Origin of the sequence: Mesorhizobium sp. C372A (assembly GCF_030323245.1) — a bacterium.
Classification (GTDB): domain Bacteria; phylum Pseudomonadota; class Alphaproteobacteria; order Rhizobiales; family Rhizobiaceae; genus Mesorhizobium.
In genome coordinates this window covers 5,720,656-5,738,326 of sequence record NZ_CP100475.1, presented here as the reverse complement: position 1 = coordinate 5,738,326, position 17,671 = coordinate 5,720,656, and the positions used below count along the sequence as shown (strand labels likewise).

Here is a 17,671-nt window from a genome sequence, read left to right as displayed (position 1 = left end):
TTCGAAAGCTTTCTTATTCGAGTAGCTTGGCGCCATGACCGTATCGGCCCAGTTTGAACCCAGAGACCATCGCGACGTCATCGCGTTCCTGACCAATGAGCAGCGCAGCCGCCTGACCGGCAAGTCGGACGGGCCGGGTCTGGTCCAACTCGCCTTCCATCTCGGCGCGATTGTGGCTATCGGCGGGCTGATTGCGGCCAAGGTGTCGTACTGGCCGCTGTTGATGTTGCCGCAAGGCATTCTTATCGTCTTCCTGTTCACGCTGCTGCATGAGACGGTGCACAGGACGGCGTTCGAGACGCAGTGGCTCAACGATGCCGCCGCAAGGGTCTGCAGCCTGGCGATCGCGCTGCCCGCCGACTGGTTTCGCTATTTCCACTTCGCCCATCACCGTTTCACCCAGGATCCAGAGACCGATCCGGAACTCGCCTTCCCGAAACCGGAGACGATGCGGCAATACATCGTCCACGTCTCGGGCCTGCCGGTGTGGTGGGGGCATTTGCAGACACTCTACACCAACGCGATTGGCGGCTGCCACGACAGCTACGTGCCGCCGAAAGGCCTGCCCAAGGTGCGCACTGAAGCCCGCGCCATGATCGCTTTCTATGTCGTGGTCGCCGCGCTAGCCCTGTGGTTCGAGGCAAGTGTACTGCTCTATGTCTGGATCGTGCCGGCGCTGCTCGGCCAGCCCTTCCTCAGGCTCTATCTGCTGGCCGAGCATGGCCGCTGCCCGCTTGTCGCCAACATGCTGGAAAACACCCGCACCACGCTGACCAACTGGCTGGTGCGCAAAGTCGCCTGGAACATGCCGTATCACGCCGAGCACCACGCCAATCCCGGCGTGCCCTTCCATCAGCTGCCGGCCTTCCACCAGCTGATCGAGCGCCATCTCAAAGTCGTCGAACCCGGCTATGTCAGCTTCCACGAGAAATACGTCGAGACCTTGCGCTGAGGCGCTCGGCCGTCAGCGTAGTGTCTGCTCAACGAGCGTGACGAAATAGCGGAGCACGGTGGGGACGATGGCGTCGTTGAAGACATAGCGATCGCCGTGCAGCCCTTCGCCCAGTCTGACCGCTCCTGCGCCGACCCAGGCATAGCAGCCGCCGGCTTCGCGGACCATGTAGGCAAAATCCTCGCAGCCGAGGCTCGGGTTGAATGCGGTCTCGACCTGCTCGCGGCCGGCAACCGCGGTTGCCGCCTGGACGGCCCGGTCAGTGGCAGCCGACGTGTTGACCAGCGGCGGGTAGCCTTTCTTGTAGGCGAGCTTGGCGGTGAGTGCATGCGCCGAGGCAATGCCTTGCGCGATGTCGCCGATCAGCCTTTCGCAATGGTCCGACAAAGTTGGCTCGAAGAAGCGGCAGGTTCCCTGCAGCCAGACCTTGCCCGGCACGATGTTGCCGACATTGCCGCCATGGATCTGGGTGATCGAAACGACCAGCGCCATTTGCGGGTCGACCGAACGGCTGACGATGCGCTGCACGGCTTGAACGAAGGCGCCGGCCGCGAGCACGGGATCGTCGCCTAGCTGCGGCATGGCGGCATGCGCGCCGGTCCCCTCAAAGTTCAGTTCGAAAGTGTCGACGGCCGCCATCATCGACCCGGCACGGGCCGCGATCTTTCCGAGCGGCAGCCCCGGCCAGTTGTGGACGGCGTAGACGGCTTCCACGGGGAAGCGCTCGAACAGTCCGTCCTCGATCATCCGCATGGCGCCGCCTTCATTTTCTTCCGCCGGCTGGAAGATGAAACAGACGGTGCCGTCGAAGGCTCTGTTGTCGGCGAGCAGCTTGGCGGCGCCGAGCAGCATCGCGATGTGCCCGTCGTGGCCGCAGGCATGCATCACGCCGTCTTTCTTCGACGCATATGGCAATCCTGTCTTCTCCAGCACGGGCAAGGCATCGAGTTCAGCCCGAAGCCCGATGGCGCGCACGCCTGGTCGTCCTCTGAGGACGCCAACCACGCCGGTGCCGCCTTTGCCTTCATGAACCTCGTCGAGCCCGAAGGTGCGCAGCTTGTCGGCGACGAAGCGCGCGGTCTCATACTCTTGGAAACCGAGTTCGGGGTTGGCGTGGATGTGACGCCGCCATTCCACCACCTGCGGGGTGAGGGCGGCGATGGGGTCGTTGTGCAGCATTGCGCTCTCCTTGCCGGCTATCGTAAATTCGGCCTTGTCGATGCCAGCACGTAAAGGATTTGCGCCGGCAGCGTCTTGAACAGGATTGACCGTGTCTGGAATTCAACAGCCTCAGGAGACGACGCAGTTCTGGCGTCATCCGCGCTTTCGCGATCTTGGCATGCTCAAGGCGCGCTTCACGCGGCATCGCTACCAGCTGCACACGCACCCGACCTATGTCGTCGCCCTGATCACGCAAGGGTGCGAGCGGGTCCGCATCGGCAACGAGACTGTCCTCGCGCGGTCGGGCACGGTTCTGCTCGTCAATCCGGAGATATGGCATGACGGCGAGGCGGGTGCCGACCAGGGTTGGGCTTACCGCACCTTCTATCCGTCGGCCTCGCTCATGGGTGCGATCGCGGACGAACTCGGGCAGGATCGCCCGCCGTTGTTTTCGCAAGCGATCGTCGATGATGCCGATCTCGTCCAGGCAGTAGGCGTCGCGCACTTGGCTTCGACATCGGGTGATGCCACGAGCGCCGAAACATCCATGCTGATCGCCTTGCGCAAGCTCATCCTGCGCCATGGCGATTGGGGCGGCCGGCGGCGCGAGGCGGTCGAAAGCTTCGGATCGAAAAGCCGGCTCCGGGTCTATGAACAGGTCATCGAAGACCATCTGAACTCGGACCTCGATTTGCAGCGGCTCGCTGAAGCCGCAGGCGTGACGCGCTTTCAAGTTATCCGCGATTTCAGGAAAGTGCTGGGTCTCACCCCTGCTGCCTTCATCCGTGACCGCAGGCTGCGCCGTGCCGATCTGCTGATCCGGCAAGGTTCAGATCTCGCCGGTGCCGCCTTTGCGGCCGGCTTCTCCGACCAAAGCCATCTCTCGCGCACCTTCCGCGCCGCGCATGGAATGACGCCGGGGATGTTCAGGCGCGCCGGGACGCTGCCCTCGTCTTGAGAAGTCGAGCCATGTCGGCGGCCTTTGACGGCATGCCGATCAGAAAGCCCTGCACCTCGACGCAGCCAGCCTTGCGCAATACGTCGAGCTGCGCTTCGGTCTCGACGCCTTCGGCGGTGACGGTGATGCCAAGTTCGGCACCAAGCCCGATGATCGTGCGCACGATCGCCGCCGTGTCCTTGTTGTCGATATCGTGGATGAAGGAGCGGTCGATCTTGATCTTGTCGACGGGAAAACGCCTGAGATAGCCGAGCGACGAATAGCCGGTGCCGAAATCGTCGAGCGCGATGCGGATACCGAGTTCGCGCAGCTGCCTCAGCGTCTTCAGCACCGTCTCGCTCTCATCCATCAGCACGGTCTCGGTGATTTCCAGTTCGAGCCGGCTGGCCGGCACGCCGGAAACGGCCAGCGCCGAAATCACGCTGCGGGCAAAGTCGGCGCTTCTGATCTGCACTGCCGAGACATTGACGGCGATGCGCATTCCAGGCGGCCAGCCGGCGGCCACGCTGCAGGCCTGTTTCAGCGCCCATTCGCCCAGCGGAACGATCAGCCCGCTGTCTTCGGCGGCTGCGATGAAATCGTCGGGCGCCACCAGGCCGCGCGTCGGTGAATTCCACCGCATCAACGCTTCGGCGCCGACGATCTTGCCCGACGCGACGTTGGTGATCGGCTGGAACTCCAGCACGAACTCCCGCCGCTTCAGTGCCGTCTCGAGATCGGTTTCGAGCGCCAGGCGCGCCCGCACCAAGGCATCCATGCCGGGCTCGAAAAAGCGGTAAACGTTGCGGCCTTCGCTCTTGCCGCTGTAAAGCGCCATGTCGGCGTTCTTCAAAAGCGTGTCGGCGTCCTTGCCGTCACCGGGATACAGCGCGATGCCAAGGCTGATGCCGACATGCATCTCGCGGCCCTTGTCGCGAAACGGCTGGCTGACGACAGCGACGATGCGTTTTGCCAGTTGTTCCGCATCGGTGGAGCCTTTGGGATTGAACTGCAGGATGGCGAACTCGTCGCCACCGAGGCGGGCGACCATATCGGTGTCGCTGCGCAGGCTGTGCCGCAACCGCTCAGCCACGCATTTCAGCAGCCAGTCGCCGGCAGGGTGTCCCCAGGTGTCGTTGACGGCCTTGAAACGATCGAGGTCGAGCGAGAAGATCGCCAGCGGTGTATCGCCGGCCATCGCCTGGTCGAGCCGTTCGCGAAACATCGAGCGGTTGGGCAGGTCGGTCAGCGTGTCGTAATGTGCAAGGTGGCTCATGCGCTCTTCGGCGCGCCGGCGCTCGGTGATGTCTTCGAAGGTCGCCACCCAGCCGCCACCGGCAAGCGGCCGGCGCGCAACCAGCAGCGTTCGGCCATCGGCAAGGCTGCGGTCTGTCGAACGCTCCTCACCGGCCTGCAGGCTGGCTCTGGTGTTGGCGATCTCGCCGTCAATGTCCATCGACGGATAGATGCGCAGTCGCACCATCTGTTCGAGCAGGGCGCGCTGGCTCATGCCGAGCGGGAAGTCGTCAGGCGTGACCTTGTAGAGGTCGAGGAAGCGCTGGTTGCGCACGATCAGCGTGCCTTCGGCGTCGTACATCAACAGGCCTTGCGACATGTTGGCGAGCGCCGCATCGAAGCGGCGGTGCTGCTCCTTCAGTTCCTGCTCGGCCCGCCTTTGCTCCGTAATGTCCTCATAGATCGACACCCAGCCGCCTGAGGCCAGCGGCCGGTGCGTGATGGAAACGATACGTCCGTCCGACAGTATTTCCTCGTAGGTCGAGGCTTGCGCGCGCTCGATATAGGGCTTGCGGATGGCATACAGGTCTTCGGCGCTCTGTGAGGCGACACCGATGTCGACGCTGTGCTTTAGAATGTCCAGGAACGCGATGCCGGGCCGCACGATCTTCGCGTCGAGGGAGAAGATGCTGATATAGTTGCCGTTGCAGATGATCATCCGCTCGTCGGCGTCGAACATGCACAGCCCATGCGACATATTCTCGACGGCCGCGGAAAAGCGCTCGTTCTGGTGGCGCAGTTCGTCGGCGATCTGCCGTGGCGCGGCCACGCCTCCGGCTCCCCGTCTGCGGACGGGCGAACCACCCTTGACGTGCGCAACGGACATGAGGCGTGCCTGCTGACCGTGATCGAAACCCGGTACTGTGGTTACCGCTGGTTAATTTAGCGTATGTTCACTGCGCCGAATGCACGGCAACCGTTGGCTGGCGTTGCTTTTCAAGCCTGGCGTAGCGTTTGAGGAAGGCAGCTTGCGCGGAGGTCACCGAGTGCGGCGTAAAGTCGAAGCGGTCGGCATTGAAGCCGCGCGGCCGGCCGAAGAACTCGGTTGCTTCTGCGGTCGAGAAACCGGCAAGCAGCGTCGCCTCGTAATAGGCGGCGATCTGGTCGGCGCGCTTGATCTCCTTGCGCAAGCCGACGCCGAGTTCGGGCGGCAGCGAAAAGCGCTGATGGATGGCGCGCTGGAGACGCAGCTCACACTCCTTGTAGGAGCCGCCCATTACCGATTTGAACGGCGAGATCATGTCGCCGATGACATATTCCGGCGCGTCATGCAGCAGTGCTGCCAGCCGCGCATTGGCCGAGGCGTCCGGCTGCAACTCGCTGAACAGCGCCTCGACCAGCAGGGAATGCTGGGCGACCGAAAAGGCGTGATCGCCGCGGGTCTGCCCGTTCCAGCGGGCAACGCGGGCAAGCCCGTGGGCGATGTCTGAGATTTCGATGTCGAGCGGCGAGGGATCGAGCAGGTCGAGCCGCCGCCCCGACAGCATGCGCTGCCACGCGCGCGGTGGCGCTCCGACGCGATCGGCAGCCATCAGGCGTCCTCCGCGCCGATGGCTTCCCTGGGAAAGCTGAACTTCGCCCAGGACGGGATGGCGAGCGAGACGGTGACATCACCGGCCAGTACCGGCTGGCCAGCGTCGAGCGCCGCCTTGACCCGGTCGATGCGGGCAATGGCGAGTCCGGCCGTGCCCGCGCTGGAACCGAGCGTGCCGACCGGCCGCCCCGCAACCGTCAGCTCCGTGCCGGGCGCGGGTAAGGCGCGGTCGGCCGAAACGATCAGCACGCGGCGCCTGGCGGTGCCGCGATGCTGCATGCGCGAGACCACTTCCTGGCCGACATAGCAGCCTTTCTTGAAGCCGACGCCGCCGGTCTCGTCGAGCAGCACGTCTTGAGGGAAGGCATCGCCGAGCTGATAATCGGAACCGCTTTCGGCAATGCCGTTGGCGATGCGGAGCGCCTGCCACGCAGCCGGGTCGCCACCTACGGATGCGCCGCCATAGGAGCGGCTCACAGCCACCTCGCGGAAGCGGGCATCGGCAAGTACCGTTGAATCAGACTGTGAAGCGCTTGAATCATCGCCCCACGCAACCGTCACAAGCACTTGATCCTGCCTGGCAATCTCGGCCTTGGCGCGCAGCTTGTAAAGCATCAGCCGGCGCAGGAAATCGTCTGCGATGTCGGCACGGCAATCCAGCCGGAATGCGTTCTCGCCGCTACGCGAGATCAGGAAATCGAACAGGATCTTGCCTTGCGGCGAAAGCAGCGCACCTGGCTTTGCCGCGTCGACGGCCAGCGTGTCGAGGTCGGTGGTGAGGATATTCTGCAAAAAATGCTCGGCATCCGGGCCTGACACGGAAATGAGGGCGCGGTCTTTGAACAGGGCAAAAGGCATGGGCGGCAAAGAACCTGATCTTGCAAAACAGTCGGCCTTTACGTAAGCCGACGATACTCCCCCCGCAAGAGACCGAACGCCCATGGCCACCACCTACGACCTCATCCTGACAGGCGGCACTGTGGTCAACCATGATGGCGAAGCCGCGCGCGATGTCGGCGTTAGGGGTGGTCGCATCGTCGCAGTAGGCGATCTTCGCCAAGCTTCGGCCGGCGAAGCGATCGACTGTCGCGGGCTGCACGTCCTGCCAGGCGTCGTCGACAGTCAGGTGCATTTTCGCGAGCCGGGGCTGGAGCACAAGGAAGATCTGGAGACGGGCTCGCGCGCGGCTGTGCTGGGCGGGGTCACCGCCGTCTTCGAAATGCCCAACACCAATCCGCTGACCACCAGCGAGGCGGCGCTTGCCGACAAGGTGCGCCGCGCCACCAGCCGGATGCATTGCGACTTCGCCTTCTGGGTTGGCGGCACGCGCGAGAATGCCGATGATGTCGGTGAGCTCGAGCGGCTGCCGGGTGCTGCCGGGATAAAGGTGTTCATGGGCTCGTCCACCGGCGACCTGCTAGTCGAGGACGACGAGGGTGTCGCATCGATCCTGCGCAACACCCGCCGCCGTGCCGCCTTTCACTCGGAGGACGAGTTCCGGCTGCGCGAGCGCCTGGGCCTGCGCGTCGAGGGCGACCCGTCATCGCATCCCGTCTGGCGCGATGAGATCGCGGCGCTTCGCTGTACCGAGCGGCTGGTGCGCATCGCGCGAAACACCCGCGCCCGCATCCATGTGCTGCATATCTCCACTGCCGAGGAAATCATCTTCCTCCAACAGCACAAGGATGTCGCCACCTGCGAGGCGACGCCGCACCATTTGACACTCGCCGCCGACGACTATGCGCGGCTGGGCACGCTGATCCAGATGAATCCCCCGGTTCGCGCGGCCCGCCATCGCGACGGCGTCTGGCACGGCATTGCGCAAGGCATCATTGACGTGCTGGGCTCCGATCACGCCCCGCACACGCCGGCCGAGAAGGCAAAGCCCTATCCGGCCTCGCCGTCCGGCATGACCGGGGTGCAGACGCTGGTGCCGATCATGCTCGACCATGTCAATTCAGGCCTGCTGACCCTGCAGCGCTTCGTCGACCTCTCCAGCCACGGCCCGCAGCGCATCTTCGGCATGGCCAGGAAAGGCCGCATCGCCGCCGGCTACGATGCCGATTTCACCATTGTCGACCTCCAGCGGCGCGAGACCATCACCAATGCGCAAGCCGGCTCCAGGGCCGGCTGGACGCCCTATGACGGCAAGGAAGTCACCGGCTGGCCGATCGGCACCATCGTGCGCGGTCGTCGCGTGATGTGGGAAGGCGAGATCGTCACGCCCGGGCAGGGCAGGCCGGTAGAGTTTTCCGAGGCGCTGCCGGCTTAGCGGTTTCTTGCTGCGTTGGATTTTTTAAGCGCTATCCACTACGTTAAGGGCATTATGAACGCAGATATCGCGCCCATGATTGTCCCTGCGGAGTTTCCGGAGCTCCAGGCGCTCGCCTGGAACCGCGATGCGGCACGCCCGATTCCGGCCGAAGAGGCATTTGCGCTGTATGAGCGTAATTGGCGGTTTGTCGATCAAAAGCGTCTTACTGTGCGTGAGAAGATGCTTATCCAAAGTTTGGCAGACAAATTCGGTCACGGCGTGCTCTTGACCGCCGGCTGATTTCCCTCACCTGATCGTTCCTCGCAGCCGGAATATCAACAGGACACACCGCGAGCGTCATGATGGAATTCAAGAGGCCCGAGCACCAGATCATTGCCGAAGCGCTCGGGTTGATGGATCGCCATTTCCTGACCGCAAACCAGTGCTGGTTCGGCGGTGGCACTGCGATCGTTATGAAATTCGGGGAATATCGCCGCTCACTGGATGTGGACTTCCTGTGTGCCGACAGTGATGGCTATCGCGAATTGCGGACCTCCGCAGCCGAACGTGGCGTCAGAGCATTCTTTCCTGAGCCGGTCGAGGCTGTTCGGGACTTCCAGATCGATCAATATGGCTTGCGGACGATCGTGCGGTTGAAAGGCCAAACGATCAAGTTTGAAGTCATCCGCGAAGGCCGCATAAAACTGCGAGGCCATTTCGACGACGATCTGAATGTATCCGCCCTGGTCCCGGCGGATATGTTTGCCGAGAAGTTGCTGGCGAACGCGGATCGATGTCAGGACCGTGCAATTGCATATCGCGATGCCATCGATCTTGGAGTGCTGGTTGGCATCTATAAGGAAATCCCGAGCGACGCTGTTGGCAAGGCGAAGGCGGCCTATGGCGTGGATATCGAGCGCAAGGTGGCTTGGGTGGTAAACAGGCTGCGGGACAAGGAAGAATTGCGGCATGCCGCCGAGGTGCTGCAAATGGATCCCAACGCGGCGGTCGAAGCGATTTCGGCCCTTCGAAATGAAGGTATCCGCATATGGCCTGACACAGGCCTCGAGCTTTCTAGCCCTAGCCAGTAGCCATCCCAGGGGAATCGCCGTTCAATCCCCGGCGACGAAGAATGTCCACTGCCCGGCCGGCGTGATGCCGACGCGGTAGAAGATGTAGGCGCCGAACTGCTTCATGTCGTCATAGTCGCCGGCGGTGACGATCTTGAACAGTTCGACCCGCTGTCTGGCGTTGAGCTTGTCCAGCGGCAGGGCGAAGAAATACGGCCAGACATAGAGTTCCTGCGGTGTGCCGACGTCTACATGGACATAGCCGGCATTGAGCACCTCTTCCAGGATAGCGAGGATTTCCTGACCTTCCTTGTCGCCCGATAGCCCTTTCAGGAACGCGATCGGGTCGCCCTCGATTTCGCCCAGCGACAATTGGGTCATGGTGTCGCCCTTGCCGATCAGCGGCCGCAGCTTCTCGATGTCGCCGCTGACGCAGGCCTCGACCATCAGATCGCGCATGCGCCTGACGGGCTCCGGCAATTTGGAAAGGTCGTAGACGACTTCAGGCACCGGCCCTTCGGGATCGGCACTTGGGTTGGCCACGCCGCCATCGTTGGCGGGGGCTTCCGGTTGGCTTTGTTCGGGCTCCGTGGGCGATTTCGGCTGGCTGGCGGCCGGTGGCGCCGTGCCGGGCAGATCGGGCATTGGCACTGAATTTTCAGACGGCGCCGTCTCACCATTGGCTGGTGGCCCGGCAGGAGCTGGAAGCTCCTCGCGCTTGATCTCGCTCAGCGCATAGGCAGGGTTGCTGGTCAGGACAAGCGCCAGCGGAACCGCGGCGCAGGAAGCGGCAAGCCAGATGCTGAGGACCACGCCGCGAGGCCGGCCTGACATCGAAAAATTCACCGCTTGCCTCTCCTCGGGCCTAGGCTCTTCAGGCATGATGCCCAAACGACTCGCCGTCGTCAAAGAACCGGTAAGCTGGCAGTGCACCCTCTGAGACGCGCGACGCCTAGTGCCGAAACCGCTCCGGCTCGAAGGCGCCGGCGATCACCTTTTCACGCATGCGATCGAGCAGGGCAAGGGCCGAGGTTTCGCCATTGGCTCGCAGCATCTCGCCGAACGCGGTTTCAAGCGCTGCCTCGGCGATGATCTCAGGTTCTATGCCGGCCGACAGACCTTCCGCCCAGGCCTCGCTATGGCTTTCCACCGCGGTCAGGCGCTTTTCTTCCCTGACCAGCGCGTCGATGTCGTTGACGCCATGTTCCATTTGCGATGTCCACCTTTTCAAGCGGCGGTCCGACGGGTCGGATCCGGCTTGGGCTGCCCCTATCTCACGCAGGCTAAGTAAGTATCTGTAAATACGACATTTTTTTGATCGTCTTTACAACTTCGTCGCCTGCGTTCGGTCCGATTCAAACTTAGCCGATTAGACCGGTGAGCGGGATGAAAACCTTCAGTTTGAGTTAATTCCGCATTCGCGCGCTAACGTTTCGTTAATACTGTTGCGCAAGTGCAACACCAAGATTGCATCAACGTGCCGTGGATACAAGGCGGGTGCTCGAAAAGGCGTTGGCTAAACGCCGTCTGGCGCTCGTCAGTTGCCGTAACGCGAGGCGATGTCGCGCGACAGCGTCTCGCCTTCCTTCATGTAGCGGCTGATGGCTTCGGTCGCTGACGGCGTGCATTGGGTATAGGTGCCGCCGAAGGAACGGTAACCGCGGTTGAAGCTGGCGATGAAGCGGGCACGCCGCTCCGGATCGGGATTTTCCGAATCGATCAGCTTTTCCATCTCGGTGCGCCACTGGTCGCCCTTTTCGCCGCACAGATTGCGCAGGAAATGCAGCGACCCCAGCACCTCGGCCAGTCGCATCAGCCCGGGCTCGAACGGCGACTCGGCGGCCAGCGCCGGCTGCACGCCAACAGCCGTGGCGGTGGCGATGCATGCGGCAAGGAACAGCGAGGTGCGGGTCATAAGTCTATCTGACGAAACATTTTGTCGCCTGCAAGGCGATTCTCGGAGCGGCAGATATGGGCCTGCTTCAGGCCAAAAGCTCTTCAGCCACCTCCATGACGTCACCCGCGAGCGGCAGCGTCGCCATTTCATCAAGACTATAGAAGGCAGCGGTCTCGGCATCGTCGCTGGCCGTCGCTTCGCCGCCGGCATAAACGGCGCCGAACACGGTCAGCAGATAGTCGACCGGGTGGTTCTCGCCGCTGCCGTCGATGCGGATGTCGCGAAGCGGACGATAGTCCTGCGCACGCAGCCCGGTTTCCTCCAGCAATTCGCGCGACGCTGCTTCTTGCAGCGTCTCGCCGGGCTCGACCTTGCCGCCGGGAAAGGCATAAAGCCCCTGCGACGGCGGCCGCGCCCGCTTGACCAGCAGCACCGTCCTGCCGCGCACGACGGCGACCGAGACTGCGGGAAGTGTCTTGCGCTGCTCGTTCATCGATATCGATTCGCTTATGTGAGGCCACACCCTGTGGACCGGCTGGCAGCGAGCAGCTTTAGCGGTTGCGCAGCGCCGGTTCCATCGCCACGTTCGCGATCGGATCAATTCATCGAGCTTGCCAATGTGCGGACGCTTTGCCCTGACGGCCACGCCGGACCAGACCGCCGCCTTGCTCGGCGTGGCGGAGCTGGACGATTTTCCGGCCCGCTACAACATCGCGCCGACGCAGCCGGTGCTGATGGCGCTGTCGGGGCCGCCGCGCATGCCGGGCTCGAATTTCCCGGATCGCCAGGCGATGCTGGTGCGCTGGGGGCTGGTCCCCACCTGGGTCAAGGACACCAGGAAATTTCCGCTGCTCATCAACGCGCGTTCGGAAGGCGCTATTGAAAAAGCCTCGTTCAAAGCCGCCATGCGCCATCGCCGTGCCTTGGTGCCGGCCTCCGGCTTCTATGAGTGGCAGCAATCCGGCAGCGGCAAGAAGGGCCAGCCCTACTGGATACGGCCGAGGCGTGGCGGGTTGATCGCCTTTGCCGGGCTGATTGAAACCTATTCCGAGCCGGGCGGTTCGGAAATGGACACCGGCGCCATTCTTACCGTCAACGCCAATGCCAGCATCGCCCATATCCATGACCGGATGCCGGTGGTGATCGCGCCTGAAGATTTTGACCGCTGGCTGGACTGCCGCACGCTCGAACCGCGCGACGTGGCCGACCTGCTCAAACCCGCGCTGCCCGATTTCTTCGAGGCAATTCCGGTCTCCGACCTCGTCAGCAAGGTCGCCAACACCGGGCCGGAGATACAGGACATGGGCATCGTCGAGCCCGACAAGGTCAGGCGCCAGAAGCCCGGCGCGGACGGCAGTCAGATGACGCTGTTTTAGAGCGCGTTCCCAAGAAGCCAGTCCGGCCTTCGGGAAGAACCTGCTCAATAGGAAGAGCTGTTGTTTCAGGCGCGCTATGGGGCCTCAGCCTTCCGTTCCGGCGCACGCCTTGTCGGCGGCGGCACGATGCCTGTTCAGGCAGCGCGGGGCGAAGTGATTTTCGGCGCCGGCTTTTTATTCTTCGCGGTATGGAGAAGGGCGGCGACGATCGCGGCCGGGCCGATCGCACGGTAGTGGTTGGCGAGCGCCGGTTGCTTGGCGCGGCTCGATTCCTGCTTGGTTCGTGACATCGATCTCTTCCCTGGTAACATTTCCGTGTCTGCGTTTGCCGGCCGAATCTGACCGAATCGTGACCTATGGTGGACTAGCCGGCGAATGTTTCATGACTGTGCCGACATGTTTAATAAAATGTTTCAGCGGCTCCTGACCTATGATCCAGCGACGCTTTTGCTGGAAGTTGCGACTTGACGGCAACACCGCCCAAGGCGATAAAGCCGCCGATGAAAACGTTTTTCGCCATTTGTGGCATTTGCATTATTGGCTAGCTTCGCGCTGGTCCGGACGTTTTCGCCTCATTTTTCCCCAGAGTGGACAAACGCCCCGGCCAGCAGGCTGGAGCCCGATTTGTGCCTTGGCACAGGTAAGGCTCTCTCCAGAACTTAACGGACCGGAAGGGCACGCATGTCTGACGCATCGAAGGGTCTCAGCCTCTACAACACGCTAACGCGGACGAAGGACGTGTTCGTCCCGATCGACCTGTCGAATGTGCGCATGTATGTCTGCGGCCCAACCGTCTACGACTTTGCCCATATCGGCAATGCGCGTCCGGCTATCGTCTTCGACGTGCTGTTCCGTTTGCTGCGTCACCTCTACGGCGAGACTGGTGTCACGTATGTGCGCAACATCACAGATGTCGACGACAAGATTAACGCCCGCGCGCTGCGCGATTTCGGCGCCGAGATCGCGTCGGGAAACCTGACGCTCAACGAAGCGATCCGCCGCGTCACCGAAAAGACCGCCGATCAGTACCACAAGGATGTCGCCGCACTAGGCTGCTTGCCGCCGACGGTCGAGCCGCGCGCCACCGAGTTCGTGGCGCGCCGCGCCGACGGCAAGGTTGACATGATCACCCTCATCGAACGTTTGATCGAACGCGGCCACGCCTATGTCGCCGCCGGCGAAGTGCTGTTCGACACCGCCTCGATGCCGGAATATGGCGAGCTGTCGAAGCGTAATCTCGACGAACAGCAGGCCGGTGCGCGAATTGCCGTCGACGCTCACAAGAAGAACCCGGGCGATTTCGTGCTGTGGAAATTGTCGTCACCGGAAGAGCCCGGCTGGGACAGCCCATGGGGCAGGGGCCGGCCCGGTTGGCACATCGAATGCTCGGCCATGTCGGCCGCCTATCTCGGCGATGTCTTCGATATCCATGGCGGCGGCTTGGACCTGATCTTCCCCCACCATGAGAACGAGATCGCCCAGTCGCGTTGCGCCCACGGCACCGACGTCATGGCCAATGTCTGGATGCACAACGGCTTCCTGCAGGTCGAGGGCCAGAAAATGTCGAAGAGCGTCGGCAATTTCTACGCGATCGCCGAACTGCTGGAGACCGAAACTTTCGGCGGCCGCAAATGGCCGGGCGAGGTGCTGCGTCTGGCGATGCTGATGACGCATTACCGCGAGCCGATCGATTTCTCCGTGCGCAAGCTGGAGGAAGCCGAGAACACGCTGCGCAAATGGAAACGCGCAGCTGACCTGGCGCCGTCGGCAGGGCAAGTCCCGGCGGAGATTGTGGCGGCACTGTCGGACGACCTCGCCACCTACGCCGCCTTCCAGCAACTCACGCAGCTTGCCGGTGAGGCCGCGGAGGGCAACGAAGCGGCCGCATCTCTGAAGGCATCGCTGTTGTTCCTCGGCTTCGATATTGGCGCGGCCAAGGTCGACGAGGTTGCGGTCGCCAAGGCGATCGCCAAGCGCTTGGAACTGATCGCAGCGAAAAACTGGGCCGAAGCCGATCGCATCCGCGATGAGCTTCTGGCGCAGGGTGTGCAGCTGAAAGACGGCAAGGATCCTATCACTGGCGAACGCGTGACGACGTGGGAGGTAAAGCGGTGAGGGTGGCGCGAGACACCGTTGTAAGATTGGCGAAGGCCGGAGCGACAGCCAATCTCCCCCCTTGCGGGGGAGATGTCCGGCAGGACAGAGGGGGGTGTGAAGGAACGCCAGCGTTGCTTCTTGCCCACTTTCATTTCGGTCACTTTCTGAGAACGCAATGGCTGCCGGTTGAGACGCTGGCGGGACAGCACCCCCCTCTGTCCTGCCGGACATCTCCCCCGCAAGGGGGGAGATCAGCCCTCGCCTCGGTTTTCGCTAATCGCCAGCGCGGAGTGGCCTGAGCATGGGTCACGACCTCGTTCCATCGCGTCAGCGCAAGAATGCAAAGTCCATGCGTCGCGTCATGACCGATGCCGAGCTGAAACTGTGGAATGAGTTGCGGGCTCACCGGCTGATGGGGATGAGCTTTCGCCGACAGGTACCGATTAGGCCCTACATTGTCGACTTCGCCTGTTCGGCCCACCACCTCGTAGTCGAGGTTGATGGCAGTCAGCATGCCGACGTAGAAGATGCAGAACGCGACAAGGCACGCAGCGCTCAATTGAGTGCCAGTGGCTGGACCATCCTGCGCTTCTGGAACGACGACGTCATCCGCGATATCGACAATGTCTGCCAGCACATCGTCATCGGGGCCGGCTTGGCCGGCGCCGACGTGCCGGCGCCAGCAAGGGAGGAGCTTGTTTCATGATCGACCATCTCGGCATCAATGTCGCCGATTTCGACGCGTCGAAAGCCTTTTATGACCAGGCGATGGCACCGCTTGGCGCCTCGCTGATCTACATGGTGCCACTGGAATATACCGGCGGCGCCAAGGTCGGCGGTTATGGCCGCGACCGGCCGGTGTTCTGGCTGCAGGCCAGCGATGACAAGCCGAGGACCCATCAGCACGTCGCCTTCACCGCGCGCAGCCGCGCCGAGGTCGACGCCTTCCATGCCGCGGCGCTCGCCGCCGGCGGCAAGGACAATGGCGGGCCGGGGCTGCGCCCGCATTATCACCCGGACTATTACGGCGCCTTCGTCTTGGATCCCGACGGCAACAATGTCGAGGCCGTCTGCCATGCGCCCGAATGACTATGAAACGGAGTGAGACGCCATGAGCCTCGACAACCGGCCGATCTACACCGGTGGCTGCCAGTGCGGCGCGGTGCGCTTTCGCGTCGAGGGTGCGCTGGGTGACGCCTCGATCTGCCATTGCCGCATGTGCCAGAAGGCGTTCGGCTCATTTTACGCGCCCCTGGTCTCGGTGCGTGGCGCCAAACTCGACTGGACGCGCGGCGAACCGAAATATTTCGCCTCGTCCAGCCACGTCGATCGTGGCTTTTGCGGCAATTGCGGCACGCCGCTGACCTTTACCGCGCCCGACGGCATCGGCCTCGCCATCGGCGCCTTCGACAATCCGGCTGATATCGTGCCGCTGATCCAGTGGGGCACGGAGGCAAAACTTCCCTATGTCGATACCATCCCGCAATTGCCGGGCGAGGACACCATGGCCGACATGTCGTCGGCGCCTTATCTCGCCGAGCTCGTCTCCTACCAGCATCCCGACCATGACACCGAACAATGGCCGCCAGAGGAAAAGTTATGACCGATGAAGTTCGAACCGGCGGCTGCCAGTGCGGTGCCGTGCGTTTCCGCATCAAGGGCAAGCTCGGCCGGGCGTCCATCTGCCATTGCCGCATGTGCCAGAAACAGTTCGGTTCGTTTTTCGGCGCGCTGGTGACAGTGCCCAAGGATGGCGTCGAATGGATGCGCGAAGAGCCCACCTATTTCCAGTCGTCGGTCAACATCGATCGCGGCTTCTGTGCCCGCTGCGGTACACCGCTGACCTATCGCCAACCTGGCGCACTGGAGATCGCCATCGGCGCCTTCGACGACCGCTCCGATCTGGCGCCGCAGATCCAGGTCAACTACGCGGTCCGATTGCCTTGGGTGGAAACGATCTTTGACCAGCCCATGCATCAGGATCCGGATTTCTACTCCCGCCAGGAGCAGATCATCTCCTTCCAGCATCCCGACCACGAAACCACGGACTGGCCCGCGCACGGCCTGAAAATATGAGCAATGAAATGAACAGTGAACTTCGTACTCTTTATCCAGAGATCGAGGCGTTCGAGTCCGGCATGCTCGATGTCGGCGACGGCCATCATATCTACTGGGAGCGCTCCGGAACCAGGGGCGCCAAGCCGGCCGTTTTCCTGCATGGCGGTCCCGGCGGCGGCTTCTCGCCAAAACATCGGCAATTGTTCGACCCGAAGCTTTACGACGTCATCCTGTTCGACCAGCGCGGCTGCGGGAAATCGACACCCAACGCCTCGCTCGAGGCCAACACCACCTGGCACCTGGTTGCCGACATCGAGCGGCTGCGTGAGATGTGCGGCTTCGAAAAATGGCTGGTGTTCGGCGGCTCGTGGGGCTCGACGCTGGCGCTGGCCTATGCCGAGACGCATCCTAATCGCGTCAGCGAGCTTGTCGTGCGCGGCATCTACACGCTGACCCGCGCCGAACTCGAATGGTACTATCAGTTCGGCGTCTCCGAGATGTTCCCCGACAAATGGGAGCGTTTCCTGGCGCCAATTCCTGAAGCCGAGCGCGGCGACATGATGGCCGCTTACCGCAGGCGGTTGGTCGGCGCCGATGGCAAGGCGCAGCTGGAAGCCGCCCTTGCCTGGAGCCTGTGGGAAGGTGAGACGATCACGCTGCTACCGGAGCCGGAGACCAGCGACAAGTTCGGCGAGGACGACTTCGCCATCGCCTTTGCCCGCATCGAGAACCACTATTTCGTCCACGCCGGCTGGCTGGAGGAGGGGCAGCTTCTGCGCGATGCCCATAAGCTCGCGGATATTCCCGGCACAATCGTCCACGGCCGCTACGACATGCCGTGCCCGGCGCGCTATGCCTGGGCCCTGCACAAGGCCTGGCCGAAGGCGGATTTCCACCTCATCGAAGGCGCCGGCCATGCCTATTCGGAGCCGGGGATTCTGGATCGGCTGATACGCGCGACGGATGGGTTTGCGGGGAAATGACAGCGCGTGGCACCCCCCTCTGTCCTGCCGGACATCTCCCCCTCAAGGGGGGAGAT

21 protein-coding genes are annotated in these 17,671 nt (G+C 62.8%); 12 read left to right on the top strand and 9 right to left on the bottom strand.

Annotation, left to right across the window (positions count from 1 at the left end):
- The first annotated feature begins 34 nt into the window (after positions 1 to 34).
- The gene (locus tag NLY42_RS27750; RefSeq protein WP_023754770.1) at positions 35 to 952 is read left to right on the top strand and encodes a fatty acid desaturase family protein; all 918 of its coding nucleotides are present in this window, start codon (positions 35 to 37) and stop codon (positions 950 to 952) included.
- A gap of 12 nt (positions 953 to 964) precedes the next feature.
- Here the strand turns inward: NLY42_RS27750 and NLY42_RS27745 are convergent, their stop codons facing one another.
- Positions 965 to 2,131, bottom strand: coding sequence for an amidohydrolase (locus NLY42_RS27745; protein ID WP_023735508.1), 1,167 nt, complete (start codon positions 2,129 to 2,131; stop codon positions 965 to 967).
- A 91-nt stretch (positions 2,132 to 2,222) separates the two neighbouring features.
- On the opposite strand from NLY42_RS27745, the gene NLY42_RS27740 reads away from it, so the two are divergent.
- Positions 2,223 to 3,071 carry an AraC family transcriptional regulator gene (locus NLY42_RS27740; protein ID WP_031194164.1) on the top strand — a complete coding sequence of 283 codons (849 nt, stop codon included), beginning with the start codon at positions 2,223 to 2,225 and terminating at the stop codon, positions 3,069 to 3,071.
- Here NLY42_RS27740 and NLY42_RS27735 read toward each other — a convergent pair.
- The 3 genes from NLY42_RS27735 to ygfZ form a co-directional block, all read right to left on the bottom strand.
- Positions 3,040 to 5,172 carry a putative bifunctional diguanylate cyclase/phosphodiesterase gene (locus NLY42_RS27735; protein WP_023702695.1) on the bottom strand — a complete coding sequence of 711 codons (2,133 nt, stop codon included), beginning with the start codon at positions 5,170 to 5,172 and terminating at the stop codon, positions 3,040 to 3,042. The two genes, NLY42_RS27740 and NLY42_RS27735, sit on opposite strands and share 32 nt — an antisense overlap.
- A gap of 67 nt (positions 5,173 to 5,239) precedes the next feature.
- Positions 5,240 to 5,878 carry an HD domain-containing protein gene (locus tag NLY42_RS27730; protein WP_023754769.1) on the bottom strand — a complete coding sequence of 213 codons (639 nt, stop codon included), beginning with the start codon at positions 5,876 to 5,878 and terminating at the stop codon, positions 5,240 to 5,242.
- Positions 5,878 to 6,738, bottom strand: coding sequence for a CAF17-like 4Fe-4S cluster assembly/insertion protein YgfZ (gene ygfZ, locus NLY42_RS27725; RefSeq protein WP_023754768.1), 861 nt, complete (start codon positions 6,736 to 6,738; stop codon positions 5,878 to 5,880). Before ygfZ ends, NLY42_RS27730 begins: the two co-directional genes overlap by 1 nt.
- 82 nt (positions 6,739 to 6,820) lie before the next feature.
- Here ygfZ and NLY42_RS27720 point away from each other — a divergent pair, with 82 nt between their 5' ends.
- The 3 genes from NLY42_RS27720 (at position 6,821) to NLY42_RS27710 (ending at position 9,225) form a co-directional block, all read left to right on the top strand.
- A complete protein-coding gene (locus NLY42_RS27720) occupies positions 6,821 to 8,152 on the top strand; it encodes a dihydroorotase (protein WP_023698668.1) in 1,332 nt (443 codons plus the stop codon).
- A gap of 54 nt (positions 8,153 to 8,206) precedes the next feature.
- Complete coding sequence (locus tag NLY42_RS27715) at positions 8,207 to 8,434, top strand: hypothetical protein (protein WP_027049982.1); 228 nt, start codon at positions 8,207 to 8,209, stop codon at positions 8,432 to 8,434.
- A 62-nt stretch (positions 8,435 to 8,496) separates the two neighbouring features.
- The gene (locus tag NLY42_RS27710; RefSeq protein WP_023684480.1) at positions 8,497 to 9,225 is read left to right on the top strand and encodes a nucleotidyl transferase AbiEii/AbiGii toxin family protein; all 729 of its coding nucleotides are present in this window, start codon (positions 8,497 to 8,499) and stop codon (positions 9,223 to 9,225) included.
- Between the two features lie 21 nt (positions 9,226 to 9,246).
- On the opposite strand, the gene NLY42_RS27705 is transcribed toward NLY42_RS27710, so the two are convergent.
- The 4 genes from NLY42_RS27705 to NLY42_RS27690 all read right to left on the bottom strand — a co-directional run bounded on the left by NLY42_RS27705 (position 9,247) and on the right by NLY42_RS27690 (position 11,594).
- Positions 9,247 to 10,050, bottom strand: coding sequence for a hypothetical protein (locus NLY42_RS27705; RefSeq protein WP_023705384.1), 804 nt, complete (start codon positions 10,048 to 10,050; stop codon positions 9,247 to 9,249).
- 106 nt (positions 10,051 to 10,156) lie between these two features.
- Positions 10,157 to 10,414, bottom strand: coding sequence for a hypothetical protein (locus NLY42_RS27700; protein WP_023673564.1), 258 nt, complete (start codon positions 10,412 to 10,414; stop codon positions 10,157 to 10,159).
- A gap of 327 nt (positions 10,415 to 10,741) precedes the next feature.
- The gene (locus NLY42_RS27695; RefSeq protein WP_023754767.1) at positions 10,742 to 11,119 is read right to left on the bottom strand and encodes a TIGR02301 family protein; all 378 of its coding nucleotides are present in this window, start codon (positions 11,117 to 11,119) and stop codon (positions 10,742 to 10,744) included.
- A 67-nt stretch (positions 11,120 to 11,186) separates the two neighbouring features.
- A complete protein-coding gene (locus NLY42_RS27690) occupies positions 11,187 to 11,594 on the bottom strand; it encodes an NUDIX hydrolase (RefSeq protein ID WP_023827490.1) in 408 nt (135 codons plus the stop codon).
- A gap of 124 nt (positions 11,595 to 11,718) precedes the next feature.
- Here NLY42_RS27690 and NLY42_RS27685 point away from each other — a divergent pair, with 124 nt between their 5' ends.
- Positions 11,719 to 12,477 (top strand): SOS response-associated peptidase, encoded by a 759-nt coding sequence (locus NLY42_RS27685; RefSeq protein WP_023754766.1) that lies wholly within the window; start codon positions 11,719 to 11,721, stop codon positions 12,475 to 12,477.
- Positions 12,478 to 12,611: 134 nt separating this feature from the next.
- Here the strand turns inward: NLY42_RS27685 and NLY42_RS27680 are convergent, their stop codons facing one another.
- On the bottom strand, positions 12,612 to 12,767 hold the full coding sequence (locus tag NLY42_RS27680; RefSeq protein WP_023673568.1) for a hypothetical protein: 156 nt from the start codon (positions 12,765 to 12,767) through the stop codon (positions 12,612 to 12,614).
- Positions 12,768 to 13,158: 391 nt separating this feature from the next.
- Here NLY42_RS27680 and cysS point away from each other — a divergent pair, with 391 nt between their 5' ends.
- The 6 genes from cysS to pip all read left to right on the top strand — a co-directional run bounded on the left by cysS (position 13,159) and on the right by pip (position 17,615).
- A complete protein-coding gene (gene cysS / locus NLY42_RS27675) occupies positions 13,159 to 14,592 on the top strand; it encodes a cysteine--tRNA ligase (RefSeq protein ID WP_023754765.1) in 1,434 nt (477 codons plus the stop codon).
- 283 nt (positions 14,593 to 14,875) lie between these two features.
- On the top strand, positions 14,876 to 15,280 hold the full coding sequence (locus NLY42_RS27670) for an endonuclease domain-containing protein (RefSeq protein ID WP_023692878.1): 405 nt from the start codon (positions 14,876 to 14,878) through the stop codon (positions 15,278 to 15,280).
- Positions 15,277 to 15,663 carry a VOC family protein gene (locus NLY42_RS27665; RefSeq protein WP_023692879.1) on the top strand — a complete coding sequence of 129 codons (387 nt, stop codon included), beginning with the start codon at positions 15,277 to 15,279 and terminating at the stop codon, positions 15,661 to 15,663. Before NLY42_RS27670 ends, NLY42_RS27665 begins: the two co-directional genes overlap by 4 nt.
- A 22-nt stretch (positions 15,664 to 15,685) precedes the next feature.
- Complete coding sequence (locus NLY42_RS27660) at positions 15,686 to 16,177, top strand: GFA family protein (protein ID WP_023692880.1); 492 nt, start codon at positions 15,686 to 15,688, stop codon at positions 16,175 to 16,177.
- The gene (locus tag NLY42_RS27655) at positions 16,174 to 16,650 is read left to right on the top strand and encodes a GFA family protein (protein ID WP_023687309.1); all 477 of its coding nucleotides are present in this window, start codon (positions 16,174 to 16,176) and stop codon (positions 16,648 to 16,650) included. The genes NLY42_RS27660 and NLY42_RS27655 overlap by 4 nt, the downstream gene beginning before the upstream one ends.
- 8 nt (positions 16,651 to 16,658) lie before the next feature.
- On the top strand, positions 16,659 to 17,615 hold the full coding sequence (pip, locus tag NLY42_RS27650) for a prolyl aminopeptidase (protein ID WP_023754764.1): 957 nt from the start codon (positions 16,659 to 16,661) through the stop codon (positions 17,613 to 17,615).
- Positions 17,616 to 17,671: the final 56 nt, after the last annotated feature.

Excerpts from the sequence above, each read along its gene's own strand:
- NLY42_RS27750 (WP_023754770.1), top strand. The coding sequence starts at position 35 with ATGACCGTATCGGCCCAGTTTGAACCCAGAGACCATCGCGACGTCATC.
- NLY42_RS27745 (WP_023735508.1), bottom strand. The coding sequence starts at position 2,131 with ATGCTGCACAACGACCCCATCGCCGCCCTCACCCCGCAGGTGGTGGAA.
- NLY42_RS27735 (WP_023702695.1), bottom strand. The coding sequence starts at position 5,172 with ATGTCCGTTGCGCACGTCAAGGGTGGTTCGCCCGTCCGCAGACGGGGA.
- NLY42_RS27730 (WP_023754769.1), bottom strand. The coding sequence starts at position 5,878 with ATGGCTGCCGATCGCGTCGGAGCGCCACCGCGCGCGTGGCAGCGCATG.
- ygfZ (WP_023754768.1), bottom strand. The coding sequence starts at position 6,738 with ATGCCTTTTGCCCTGTTCAAAGACCGCGCCCTCATTTCCGTGTCAGGC.
- NLY42_RS27720 (WP_023698668.1), top strand. The coding sequence starts at position 6,821 with ATGGCCACCACCTACGACCTCATCCTGACAGGCGGCACTGTGGTCAAC.
- NLY42_RS27715 (WP_027049982.1), top strand. The coding sequence starts at position 8,207 with ATGAACGCAGATATCGCGCCCATGATTGTCCCTGCGGAGTTTCCGGAG.
- NLY42_RS27710 (WP_023684480.1), top strand. The coding sequence starts at position 8,497 with ATGGAATTCAAGAGGCCCGAGCACCAGATCATTGCCGAAGCGCTCGGG.
- NLY42_RS27700 (WP_023673564.1), bottom strand. The coding sequence starts at position 10,414 with ATGGAACATGGCGTCAACGACATCGACGCGCTGGTCAGGGAAGAAAAG.
- NLY42_RS27695 (WP_023754767.1), bottom strand. The coding sequence starts at position 11,119 with ATGACCCGCACCTCGCTGTTCCTTGCCGCATGCATCGCCACCGCCACG.
- NLY42_RS27690 (WP_023827490.1), bottom strand. The coding sequence starts at position 11,594 with ATGAACGAGCAGCGCAAGACACTTCCCGCAGTCTCGGTCGCCGTCGTG.
- NLY42_RS27685 (WP_023754766.1), top strand. The coding sequence starts at position 11,719 with ATGTGCGGACGCTTTGCCCTGACGGCCACGCCGGACCAGACCGCCGCC.
- NLY42_RS27680 (WP_023673568.1), bottom strand. The coding sequence starts at position 12,767 with ATGTCACGAACCAAGCAGGAATCGAGCCGCGCCAAGCAACCGGCGCTC.
- cysS (WP_023754765.1), top strand. The coding sequence starts at position 13,159 with ATGTCTGACGCATCGAAGGGTCTCAGCCTCTACAACACGCTAACGCGG.
- NLY42_RS27670 (WP_023692878.1), top strand. The coding sequence starts at position 14,876 with ATGGGTCACGACCTCGTTCCATCGCGTCAGCGCAAGAATGCAAAGTCC.
- NLY42_RS27665 (WP_023692879.1), top strand. The coding sequence starts at position 15,277 with ATGATCGACCATCTCGGCATCAATGTCGCCGATTTCGACGCGTCGAAA.
- NLY42_RS27660 (WP_023692880.1), top strand. The coding sequence starts at position 15,686 with ATGAGCCTCGACAACCGGCCGATCTACACCGGTGGCTGCCAGTGCGGC.
- NLY42_RS27655 (WP_023687309.1), top strand. The coding sequence starts at position 16,174 with ATGACCGATGAAGTTCGAACCGGCGGCTGCCAGTGCGGTGCCGTGCGT.
- pip (WP_023754764.1), top strand. The coding sequence starts at position 16,659 with ATGAACAGTGAACTTCGTACTCTTTATCCAGAGATCGAGGCGTTCGAG.